The following is a 12,714-nucleotide window of genomic DNA, read 5'->3' as shown; positions in this document are numbered from 1 at the left end:
TTACACTACCCTTGATGCCTTGAATTTTGTCTTTACTATATAACCGTCGAAAAAGATGCCAAACAAAGAGTCATATATCGAAATGGATCGCCTGATAGATCAGTACATATCAGGACATGCTGACAGAGATTGCATTGAACAACTGAAACAATGGAGTCTCGAATCGGATGCACACCGTATTTATATACGTGACCGGATCGAATTATGGTATACTACATCCACTTTGTATGGGCAAAACCAACCCGATGCAGAACTTGCTTTTTTAAGATTCAAGAATCGAATCAAAAAACAGACAGCAGAGATTCATCCTCACAAACAACAATCGTTTGCTCGATATTTTTGGCGTATTGCTGCTGCTGTATTGGTGTTGGTGTTGCCTTTGGCCGGTTATTGGGGAGGGAAGCAAAACATGGAGAATGCCTTTGCCGATATCGTGATCGAAGCTCCTGTCGGAGCCCGTACCTGTATGTACTTGCCCGATGGTACCCAAGTATGGTTGAACGCTTGTTCGCGTTTGACCTATTCCCAGGGATTCGGAATCAACGATCGTAATTTGAAATTGGAGGGTGAAGGCTATTTTGAGGTATCGCACAACGAACAGCTTCCTTTCATTATTCATACGCAGGAAGTTGATGTGACCGTGTTGGGAACTCAATTCAACTTCAAGAACTATGCAGACGATTCGGAAGCCAGTGTTTCGCTTTTGTCGGGTAAGGTAAAGTTGAGTAATCACCTCAGACAAGAGGAAACGTTATATCTGCAACCCAATGAAAAGGTGACATTGAACAAATTGACTGGAGAAATGAAGACTACTCGTACTCAGGTGCAGAACTCCAAGATATGGACCCATGATGAGCTGTTTTTCGATGAAGAGTTGTTGGAGGACATCGCTAAAAAGCTGATGCGCAATTACGATGTAAAGATAGAGGTGGCCGATTCACTCAAAAATACTCGTTTTTATGGTAGTTTCAAGATGTCGGGAAGCACCATTGAACAGGTATTGGAGACCATTTCTTCGACCAACCGTATGAAATATAAGCAAGAAAAAGGAATATATATTCTATACTAACTTAATGTAGAACCTTAAAAAGAATAACACCATGAAACATTCCCTTTCCGGATAAATCCGAGTGACAGAAAGGCTTGCATAAAAAAGGAGGATGCGGCCACATCCCCCCCTTGAATACTCTGCCAAGCCACAGCAATGCCTCATTCGCGTTTGGAGAGCATGCAAAAATACACAAAACTCTTCAAATCTAGCGACCTGAATCTAGTAATAATCATTAAATCAAAGAGAAATTATGAATTATATCCAAAAGGCTATTTTAATAGCCGGAGCAGCCTTTTGCTTTAATCTGACGATGTCTGCTCAAGATATTACATTGAAAAACAAGAATATAACCGTCAAAGAGGCGATGGAAGAATTGAAAAAGACGTCTGGATATTCGTTTGTCTTTTCGTCAAAAGATGTGAACACGGGAAAGAGAATTTCCATATCCGCTAATAAAGCCTCTATCGAAGAAGTTGTCAATCAAATATTGAAGGGACAGACTGATTTGACGTATGAAATACGCGACAAAAAGATTATTGTGCGCAAAGCCGTATCCAATGCAGCTCCAGCTCAGGCTGGTAAAGTAAAAGGTACTATTACCGATGCGACAGGTATGCCGGTCATTGGCGCCGCTGTCAAGGAAAAAGGTACCAGCAACGGAGTTGTGTCAGATATCGATGGCAACTTTGCTCTGGAAGTAGGTGCCAATGCAACTCTTGAAATCTCCTATATAGGTTATAAGACTCTTGAAGTAAAAGCCTCTCAGCAACCGATGAACATTACGATGGTAGAAGACGCTGAGATGCTGGACGAGGTGGTAGTCGTAGGTTATGGTTCCCAGCGTAAGTCCGACTTGACGGGTGGTATTGCTTCTGTTAATGCCGAACAGTTGGAGATGGTAACCAGCAACAACCTGTTGGACAAACTGGCGGGACAAGTACCGGGTTTAAGTATTACCACAACTAATGCTCGTCCGGGAGAAGAACAATCATTGCGTATACGTGGTATTAACTCCTTGACAGCCAGCAATACTCCGTTGATTGTGTTGGACGGCATCCCCTACAACGGTTCGTTAGGTGATATCGACCCCGAAATCATCGAAAGCCTCTCAGTATTGAAGGATGCTTCTTCAGCTGCTATTTATGGTTCGCGTGGTTCGAATGGCGTTATCCTGATTCAGACAAAGAAAGGTAAACAAGGTAAGCCGCAAGTGACGTATAAAGGACAGATAGGTCTGGAGCAGACTCAAAGTCGGTTGAACTTGATGGACGGACCCGAATATCTGCAAATGCGACAGGAATACAATCGCGAGAAATTGGGGTGGGAAGGTGACCAACTGGCTCCTGAGAACATTTTGCACCCTATAGAACTCGAAGCTTATAATGCAGGTATTAGTACGGACTGGCAGGACTTAGTGTTCCGCAATGCTTTGACCAATCGCCACACAGTGAGTGTAACCGGTGGAACAGAGGCTACCCAATATTCAGCCACCATTTCCAATCTGAAGCAAGAGGGCGTAATGAAGAATACAGGTATTCGTCGTACCAATCTGTCGTTGAATGTGGTGCAGAATTTCAATGCTTGGTTAAAAATAGGTATCGGTACGCAGTTTGTCAGCAAAGACGTGGACAAGAACCAACCCAATCTGGAAGCTGCTCTGAAAATGAGCCCCTATGGAAAATTCTTGGACGAGTCCGGCAACTATGTCGATTATCCGATGCAGGAAACGCTGTTCTCCAATCCGCTGGCCAACATCAATGCTACGACCGATAATAACTACCGCAACCTGTTTCTGTCGGCATTTGCGGAAATCAAGTTGCCGGTCAAGGGATTAAGTTATCGTACGAATTTCGGTTATAACTATCGTAATTCTTTCGAAGGATCTTACTACGGCCGTAACACGCTGAGCGGAAAGAATTCGGAAGGTAGCGCTTCTATCTACAACAGGCAATACGTCGATTATACTTGGGAAAACCTGGTGAATTACAGCAACCAGTTCGGTAAGCATAAACTGGATTTGACGGGACTGTTCAGTATGCAACAAACTTCAGATCAGAATGCTAATCAGAGTGCCGACTGTTTCGTGAACGATGATTCTGAATATCACAACATGAACGCCGGTGAGAAAAATATCAAAATAACTTCAGGCCTGACGGAAACCGCCACCTTGTCTTACATGCTTCGTGCCAACTACAACTTCGACAACCGCTACATGTTGACCTTGACAGGACGTGCAGACGGCTACTCGGCTTTCGGTGCTAACAACAAGTACGCCTTCTTCCCATCGGCTGCTGTAGCCTGGAACATCAGTTCGGAAGATTTTATGGAAAAGGCACGCGACAAGGGAGTAGATATGTTGAAGCTACGTTTATCATACGGTAGTAATGGTAACCAAGCCATCAGCGCTTACCAAACGTTGGACCGCTTGAGTACTTCCAAATATATTTGGGGTGACGGAACTACCGGTGTAAATGGTAGTTATATGGGATTTGGCAGCGTAGGTAACCCCAATTTGAAATGGGAGACTACCCATAGCTTCAATCTCGGTATCGACTTCAGTTTCTTTGGTGAACGCCTGAGTGGTAGCATCGAAACCTACGTAGCCAATACCAAAGACCTATTGATGAGCCGTAAGGTGCCGGTGATGAATGGTTTCAGCAGCATCATGGACAACATCGGCCAAACACGTAACAAGGGTGTGGAAATCAACTTGAACTCTGTAAACATCCAGACTCCGGATTTCACTTGGAATACTAACTTGAACTTCTTCTTGAATCGAGATAAAATTGTTGATTTACGTGGAGACGGCAAGGATGACATCGATAACAAATGGTTCATCGGTGAGCCGCTAAGAGTTTTCTATGACTATAATGTAGTGGGAGTTTGGCAATATGACGATCCCGGATATAAAGCGGAGAAAATTGTAGGAAGTGATGGTAAGGTGACCATTAAAGAAGGTTTCTACAATGAGGAAGGTAAAGAGATACAAGCCGGTGCGAAGCCTGGTTCGGCCAAGCTGGAAGATGTGAATGGAGACGGCCGTATTACTGCTGCTGACAAGAAGATCATCGGTTCCAAGACTCCAAGCTTCCTGATGTCCATGGGCAACCAGTTCCATTACAAGAACTTCTCCCTGTCGTTCTTGCTGAACGGTGTATTCGGTCAATGGAAAGAACGTCATGACCTGAATCTGGAACGTTGGGATATGCGTTTCAATTATATCAGCGGTATGGAATACTGGACACCGGAAAACCACAGCAACAAGGTGACTTCGCTGATTTATACGCCTTATGATAAACACTCGTTCTACTCCAAAGTGAGCTATGTGACGGTGAAGAACATCACCTTTGGTTATGACCTGGAGAAGAAATGGGTGAAAGCCATGGGTGTCCAAGGAGTGAACATCAACGTGAGTGTCAACAACCTTTGTTCGTTCAGCAACATGGACAATACGACCAACCTTGATGCCGACAACATGTACTACGGCTACCCTACTAACCGCTCTTACATGTTCGGACTTAACGTAACATTCTAAACAAAACTTAACAAGATATGAAAATGAAAAAGATAGGATATATAGCCATTGCTTCCCTGCTCGCATTGAGCAGTTGTTCAGATTTTCTGGACGAAAACCTGAAGGGTTCGCTCGCTCCAAGCAACACGTATACCAGTACCCATGGTTTTGAAGTGGGTGTCACCGGCCTGTATGAATATTGCCGTTCGGAATGGAACTGCTGGGGCGGTGAAGGTAATTCTTACAGCCACGGAGGTGCCACGCCTTACGAAGTACTCCAGATAGGTACCGACCTGGCCAACACCGGGCACAATGACGGTACGTTGCAAGTGTTCGATAATCTGTCGTACACACCACAGACTTCTTTTATCAAGTCATGGTGGGAGTTTGGCTACGGATTGGCCTCCAATGCCAACCTGATATTGGAATATTCAGAACATCCTGATGTGGCATGGGACAAACCAACAGACAAAATAGGTTTCCAGGCCGAAGCCCGTTTCTTCCGTGCATATGCCTACCGTTATTTGGTTTATCTGTATGGCGACGTGCCGTATGTGGACAAGGTGGAACGCGATTTCCGCATCGACTTCACCCGTACGCCAAAGGATGAGGTATTGGGTCACATGATTGATGACCTGAAATTTGCCGCAGAAAACCTTCCTAAAGATCCGGATGCCGTACTGCCGGGACGCCTGACCAAATGGGCAGCCCTGCATCTGTTGAGTGAAGTCTATCTGATGGCCGGCATGAATGCCGAAGCCGAAGATGCAGCCGAACAGGTCATCAATTCCGGCTACTTCCACCTGATGAAGGAGCGTTTCGGTACACAGACCAAAGAACCGGGCGATGTGTTCTCTGATCTTTTTAAGGAAAACAATCAGAATCGTACGTCGGACAACATGGAGTCCATCTGGGTGATGCAGCTCGAATACAATGTCATTGGCGGCGGTGATGAGAGTGAAGACTGGACCAAGCGTGCCTGGGTGCCCAAATACTGGGATATCGCCGGCTTCCAGATTGCTGATTCTTTAGGCGGACGCGGATTGGCCCAGCTCATGGGACTGCCCTGGTGGATTGGCAACGACAGCCATTTCTTTGAGGATACAGATATCCGTAACTCTGAATACAACATCAAGCGTCATTGGTATTACAATAACCCTGATGTATCGGATACTTACGGCAAGCCCTGTGAAATGACCGATGACCTTTGGCAAGCCGGTAAACTTTGTCCGGCCATTACGAAGTTCTTCTATGGCGTCATCGGACGTGGTGGCGACGAAGGTTATGGCGGCAATACGAAAGACCGCATGAAGTTCCGTCTGGCCGAGACCTACCTGCTGCTGGCCGAAGCCCGAATGAACCAGGGTGATACGCAGGGGGCTGCCGACGCCATCAACGAAGTGCGCCGCCGTGCCGGAGCCAGCGAAATCACTGCAGCCGATGTGACAAAAGACTTCCTGGCAGACGAGCGTATCCGTGAGTTGGCCGGTGAGGAGCTGCGCCGCTTCACTCTCTTGCGTCTGGGTATTCTGAAGGAACGTTCCGTGAAGTACAATGACCGGGTTGCGCCTCGCTGGGACGACAAGTTCCTCTTGTGGCCCATTCCGCAGAGTGTTATCGACTCCAATACAGGAGCCGAATTCCCGCAGAATCCGGGTTGGGAACAATAATTATGCTTGTTTTTAATAGGAACAAGGTGTAAAGCCTTGTTCCTTCCTCAATTCTTTATCTAACCCTAATCTGAAAACCAAGAAAAACGAATTATACCATGGCAACAACCGACATCAAATATACCCTGAATGCACAACTGGCAGATAATACTTTGACCGTAGACGACAAAGACGACAAGATTCTGACCCTCGTCAGTGCCGGAACGGCAGACAAGCAACGCCTTATCAGCGAAATCATGGAAATCAATCCTGGATTGGAGCGTGAAACCGTCGAGGCGGTCATCAATCTGGAACAGCGTGTTCTGAAGAAACTGCTCCTGACGGGCTATCGCGTGAACACGGGCCTGTTCAGCGCCGTGGCACAGTTCACCGGAACGGTGGAAAACAACGTCTTCGACCCAGCCCGCAACAGTATCCGTATCGCTATGACGCAGGGCAAGGAGTTGCGTGAAGCCATCGAAGCCACTACGGTGAATATCGTGGGCGAAAAGGGAAGTGCCATGTATGTGGCAGGCGGCATCGATACGGCTACCAGTCTGTCGGGCTTCACCGCTACAGCCGGACGTAACTTTACGCTGACGGGGCAGCGCATCAAGCTGGCGGGCGACGATCCTTCGGTAGGCATTACCTTGACCGACGCCGAGGGCGAAGTGACCCGCATCACCGATGACATGATAGCCCTGAACCAGCCTTCGAAACTCATCTTCCTTATTCCTGCCGGACTGGCAGATGGCGAATATAAGCTGACCGTAACCACACAGTACAGCAGCGGACAGCTGCTGAAGACACCGCGGAGCGTCACCAAAACGCTCTACATCGGTCAGGCGCCAGCTGGAGGCGGAGAACCCGGTGGCGGAGATGAAGAAGAAGGTGGAAGCCCGCTGTAACTCTACCGAATGATAGGGGCTTTATCTGCCGGTGGATAAGCCTCTAATCCGGGAGCAGATAAACCCTTTATCTACCGGTGGATAAACTCTTTATCCGGGAGCAGATAAGCTCCTTATCTACCGGTGGATAAACTCTTTATCCGGAAGTAGATAAACTCTTCATAAAATAGACAAGATTAAGAAGCTTGTTTTCAATCGAGGTATTGCTTTGGGGTAAAGATTGATTCTCAGGATAACATTTTCCAGATAGACATTTCCAACATTTTAATCATGAATAGACTACTACTCTTTATATTCAGTCTCTGCATCGGTTTCGGCCTGTCGGAGGCTGCCATCCCTCAATTGTCTCCCCATCCCCAGAAAGTGAAGGAAAACGGAAAAGCCTTTCCCGTGCCTTCTTCCTTTCATCCTATCGGAACCGACGAACTCCCCCCAAATACTCTGAGGCTCCTGTTGCGCTGCGCAGATGACCATACCGATCGTAATGGATTTCCCCTGCGCGTCGGCATCCGCGGCGACGAGAGTGTTCGAAAATACAAAAAAATGATACCGGAGCGGTGCGAAGGCTACTACTTGGCTGTTAACGCTAGCGAAATTGTAGTGGCCGGGAATGATCGCCGGGGCCTGTACTACGGTCTCCGCACACTGGAGCAGCTTTTCGTACAGGCCGGCAAGAACGATTCTCTGCCTGAAGTGGAAATCACCGACTGGCCCGACGTAGCTGTGCGTGGCGTTGTGGAGGGTTTCTACGGCACACCTTGGAGCCACGAAGCACGCATGAGCCTCATTGACTTCTGCAGCGACCACAAACTAAACACCTACATCTACGGTCCCAAGAACGACCGCTACCACCGCGCACGCTGGCGTCAGCTCTATCCCGAAGCCGAAGCCCGGCAGCTGCAGAGCCTCGTAGCCCGTGCCCGCGAGAAGGAAGTGGACTTCGTATGGGCCGTTCATCCGGGAGATGACATCAAGTGGAATGAAGAAGACCGGGACAAGCTGGTGGCAAAGCTTGAAAGTATGTACCAGCTGGGTATCCGTGCCTTTGCTGTCTTCTTCGACGACATCGGCAAGGGGAAAAACGCCACGGAGCAGGCTGACCTGCTGAACTACATCAACCGGAATTTCATCCAAGCCAAAGGGGACGTACGACCGCTCATCATGTGCCCCTCGGACTACAACCGTAGCCGCTGGCATCCGGAAACTGCTTACCTCGAAACATTGGGAGACAAGTTGGATGCCAACATCCACATCATGTGGACCGGAGACCGGGCTCTGTCGGACATCACAGCCGACAACCTGACGTGGGTACAGACCATCCTCAAGCGCCGTCCCTACATCTGGTGGAACTTCCCCGTGACCGACTTCTCAAACGACCGCATCCTGATGGGCAAAGTCATCGGCATCACCCCCGCCATCCGTACCGACGCGTCGGCCTTCGTTTCCAACCCGATGGAATATGCCGAAGCCTCGAAGTTGGCCCTTTTTAGCGTGGCGAATTATACGTGGAACATCAATGCCTATGATGCGGAAGCCTCTTGGCAGGAAGGCATCCGCAGCCTGCTGCCCGATGCGGCCGAAGCCTTTGCCTGCTTCTGCCGCCATTCGTCAGCTACCGGTGAGGCACATTTCCCCAAGGCCGAATCCGAATGCATCCGCCCGGCAGCCGACCGTTTTGTGAAGCAGTATACCCAGTCAGGCAATTGGCAGGCCGAAGACATGCAGACGCTGAAAGACGAATTCGACCGGATGGTATTGGCTGCCGGCGAACTGAAGCTGGCAAAGAGCAATCCGGCCCTCACCCGCGAAATAGCTCCCTGGATAACAGCCTTTGGTCTCTGGGCGCAGATGGGACAAGAAGCTCTGGCACTTGCAGAAGTTGCAAAGGCACAAGAGCATGAACAATCTGTCCGGATATTAAAACGAATGCATGTCTTGCAGCGGTTGATTGAGCAAAACGACCGGTCTACAGCAGCTGGGGCGGCAAGCTTGGGAACGGCAGTCATACAACCCTTGATTAAGCACATTATGGAAACCAAATTTTAAACAACCAAACTTATGAAAAAAGGATTATTATACCCCTTATTGTCCGCGGCTTTATGGATGACAGCAAGTGGACTTAATGCCCAGACGCAGGAAGTGGATCTTTCCGGCACATGGGGCTTCCAGACCGATTTCATGGATTTCCGTCGCGGCTCGCTCGATGTACGCTACATGCATCGCCTGCAAGATACTATCGTCCTACCTGCCATTACGGATGATTACCAGATAGGATGGAAATCACCTTACTGTCACATTGACCGCTTAACGCGTAAGTATGAATACATGGGACCGGCTTGGTACCAGCGTGAAATTGCTTTCCCAAAAGAATGGGCGGGCAAGCGTATTTTCATGTACTTCGAGCGTACTCACTGGCTTAGCTCTATCTTCGTGGATACGAAGGAGGTGAGTAAGTTGGATTACATAAGTGTCCCTCATTGCCATGAGTTGACAGACTTCGTGAAGCCCGGAAAAACGCATCTCATCACTTTGTGTATTGACAATCGGTATCAGTATGATACGCACAAGTGGAATCACGCACACACAGAGTTCACCCAAATCAACTGGAACGGTATCTTGGGTGAAATGAAGCTTATTGCCGTTGATCCCGTTTATGTCGATGATATGCAACTCTATCCTGATGTGACGGAAAAGACTGTCACTGCTCGCTTGCAAATACGCAACTACACCGGTAAGCCTTTTGAAGGTACCGCGCGTTTCCATATAACGGGTGATGACGGATACAATCTGACCCGCGAACTGCCCGTGAACGGCAAGGACAGTCTTGTCAGCTTTGAAGGTAAAATTGCCTTGGGTAAGGACATTCAGTTGTGGGACGAGTTTCATCCCAATCTATACCGTGTGGAGTGTAAACTCCTGACCAGTGTTGGAGAAACCAATTATGAGCATGAGAAGGAGGTTACCTTCGGTATGCGTGAAGTGGCACAGGGCAAGAACCATGTTCTTGTCAATGGCCATCCCATACACTTACGTGGTACGGTGGAGAATGCAGTCTTTCCTAAGACTGGCTATGCTCCGGTGGACGACGCGTCGTGGGAACGTATTTTCCGTATCCTCAAAGATTATGGTATGAATCACATGCGTTTCCACTCCTGGTGTCCTCCTGCGGCCGCCTTCCGCATGGCGGACAAGCTGGGTGTATACCTACAGGTGGAACTGCCCATGTGGGGGAAAGACGGAGAACCGGGCGAACCTGCCCGTTGGGACTTCTTCCGTCGTGAACAGAAGGCTATCCTGAAAGAATATGGCAATCATCCTTCTTTCATACTCTATTGTAATGGTAATGAGATAAGTGGTGATTTTGACTTTATCGAAGAGTTGACCCGCTACGGTCGGGAGCATGACAGTCGTCATCTCTTCAGCGGATCCACTGCTCGCAAGCGTGTGGCTTCCGACCAGTTCTATACCACTCATCAGACTACAAGTGGTGGCGCTACCGTCTATGAAGGCCGTCCCTATACCGACTGGGACATCTGCAAGGGAACAAACATTGACGTACCTGTCATTTCGCATGAAACCGGCCAGCGTTGTGTTTATCCGGACTACAGCATCATCGCTAAGTTTGATGGCCCCGTTGAAGCGCGCAACTTGGAAAAGTTCCGTAGTCAGTTGGAAGCTAATGGTATGGGTGATCAGGCTGATGATTTCTTTCGTGCTTCGGGTGCGCAGACTGTCTTCGAGTACAAGGATGTCATTGAAGCACAGCTTCGCACTTCTACTTCAGCCGGCTTTCAGTTGCTCTCTATCAACGACTTGCCTGAACAAGGTTATGCGCCGGTGGGCATTCTTGATCCCTTTTGGGATTCAAAAGGATTGATTACCCCTGAAGAGTTCCGCCACTTTTGTTCGCCCACCGTACCTCTACTTCGTTTTGAGAAACGTGTTTGGAATGGTGGAGAGACTTTTGAAGCCGTAGCAGAAGTCTATAACTTTAGCGATCGCTCTTTGAAGAACTCCAAAGTGTCTTGGCAACTGCTGGATGAACAGGGTAAGACACTGCGGCAAGGCAAGCTGAAGACGCAAACCTTTTTGTGTGATACTGTAATACGAGCAGGTTCGTTCAGCTGTATACTACCTGAAGGATCAGAACCGCAGAAGCTGACTGTACAATTGCTCGTAGGTAAGGATTATGTTAACAGTTGGGACATTTGGGTTTATCCCAAAACTGGGCAGCTGATGCAATCCACCGCTGATGTACTCTACACCACAACTTTCGATGCTGTGGCCAAGCAGCAGCTACAGGCTGGGAAGAAAGTTGTCTTATTGCCTAATCCGAAACAAGTGAAAGGGCGTCGTTCTTCGTTCCACAATCACTTCTGGAACCCTATTATGTTCAAGTGGGCACCCATGACGTTAGGGTGGCTTATCCATGATGACAGTCCCGTGTTCGACCATTTTGTCACCGAGAATCATCCCGATTGGCAGTGGTGGGACATACTGAACTATGCCAAGGTTATCGAACTGCAAGAGACTCCGCAAGCTTTGCGTCCTTTTATCCAAACTATCGACTCCTATGATAGCAACCGCAAATTGGGTATCGGTTTTGAGGCACGGGTAGGCGGAGGTAAGCTGTTAGTGCTGGCGCTGGACACGCAAAAAGACATGAACAAACGTCCTGCTACCTGTCAGTTGCTGGAAAGCATTGACCGTTATGTGAAAAGTGAGAAGTTCAATCCGCAGGTGGAATTGGACACCGCTTTCATAGATTCATTCCTTATCACTAAACAAACTTTTAAGAAATGATGAAGAAACGATTATTGATAGTCATTTTGATGCTTGTCGGACTCTGCCCGACAAGCAAGATGGAAGCACAGGAAATTCTTTTCAAAGAGGCTGCTTCGCTGGAACAAATGAGCGAGGAAAGCCAGGAATGGGAGGAACTGCCTTCTATGAACGACTTGGGCATGGATGCAGGTGGATATGCTCTCTATGAAACTCAAGTGACCGTCAGCGGAGGTAAGGCCACGCTGGAAATAGAAAATGTGCGCGACTATGCGGTAGTTTGCCTGGATGGGGAAACTGTGGGTGAACTGGATAATGATTCCCGTAGCCTGACATTCCAGGCAACAGACGGAACGCATACGTTGCAACTCTATGCTGAAAACATCGGCCGTATCACTTACGGCCCCGAAATATTGGACAATTCGAAAGGCTTGTTCGGCACAGCCACGCTGGATGCTGAACCGTTGACAGGTTGGATAGTCACTCCGTTGGCTATTCATGCCTGTGACGGGGTGGACCAGCTGAACTTTGGACCGATGGAGGGACCTCATCGTCCTTGCTTCTACCGAGGAACATTCACTGCCCCGACTGGTGGAGAATGGCATTTGGACATCAGAGGGTGGGGCATGGGTGAAGTATGGCTCAATGGCGAATATTTGGGCACATACTGGGAACAGAATGCCCAACAGTCATTGCCCGTTCCCGCTTCGATGCTGAAAAATGGTGAAAATACGCTAATAGTATTTGATTTGAAGAATAACGGAAAGCGTACCATGAAGCTGACTGACAAACCTGTATTCAACTAATCCG

At 48.3% G+C, this 12,714-nt stretch carries 7 protein-coding genes; all 7 read left to right on the top strand.

What is annotated here, in order from left to right:
• The first annotated feature begins 55 nt into the window (after positions 1 to 55).
• The 7 genes from BQ8005_RS07885 (at position 56) to BQ8005_RS07855 (ending at position 12,710) form a co-directional block, all read left to right on the top strand.
• Positions 56 to 1,069 carry a FecR family protein gene (locus BQ8005_RS07885; protein ID WP_021847049.1) on the top strand — a complete coding sequence of 338 codons (1,014 nt, stop codon included), beginning with the start codon at positions 56 to 58 and terminating at the stop codon, positions 1,067 to 1,069.
• Positions 1,070 to 1,301: 232 nt separating this feature from the next.
• Positions 1,302 to 4,586 carry a TonB-dependent receptor gene (locus BQ8005_RS07880; protein ID WP_075317670.1) on the top strand — a complete coding sequence of 1,095 codons (3,285 nt, stop codon included), beginning with the start codon at positions 1,302 to 1,304 and terminating at the stop codon, positions 4,584 to 4,586.
• Positions 4,587 to 4,609: 23 nt separating this feature from the next.
• A complete protein-coding gene (locus tag BQ8005_RS07875) occupies positions 4,610 to 6,235 on the top strand; it encodes a RagB/SusD family nutrient uptake outer membrane protein (RefSeq protein ID WP_075319035.1) in 1,626 nt (541 codons plus the stop codon).
• 98 nt (positions 6,236 to 6,333) lie between these two features.
• Entirely contained in the window at positions 6,334 to 7,122 is a 789-nt protein-coding gene (locus BQ8005_RS07870; RefSeq protein WP_075317669.1) for a DUF4469 domain-containing protein, read from the top strand.
• A gap of 270 nt (positions 7,123 to 7,392) precedes the next feature.
• On the top strand, positions 7,393 to 9,168 hold the full coding sequence (locus tag BQ8005_RS07865; protein ID WP_075317668.1) for a glycoside hydrolase family 84 protein: 1,776 nt from the start codon (positions 7,393 to 7,395) through the stop codon (positions 9,166 to 9,168).
• A gap of 12 nt (positions 9,169 to 9,180) precedes the next feature.
• Positions 9,181 to 11,925: a glycoside hydrolase family 2 protein gene (locus BQ8005_RS07860; RefSeq protein ID WP_075317667.1), complete on the top strand. Its 2,745-nt coding sequence runs from the start codon at positions 9,181 to 9,183 to the stop codon at positions 11,923 to 11,925.
• Positions 11,922 to 12,710 carry a beta galactosidase jelly roll domain-containing protein gene (locus BQ8005_RS07855; RefSeq protein WP_075317666.1) on the top strand — a complete coding sequence of 263 codons (789 nt, stop codon included), beginning with the start codon at positions 11,922 to 11,924 and terminating at the stop codon, positions 12,708 to 12,710. Before BQ8005_RS07860 ends, BQ8005_RS07855 begins: the two co-directional genes overlap by 4 nt.
• Positions 12,711 to 12,714 lie beyond the last annotated feature (4 nt).

The organism is Bacteroides togonis, from assembly GCF_900130135.1.
Lineage (GTDB): Bacteria > Bacteroidota > Bacteroidia > Bacteroidales > Bacteroidaceae > Bacteroides > Bacteroides pullorum.
This window is presented reverse-complemented; position numbering and strand designations above follow the sequence as displayed.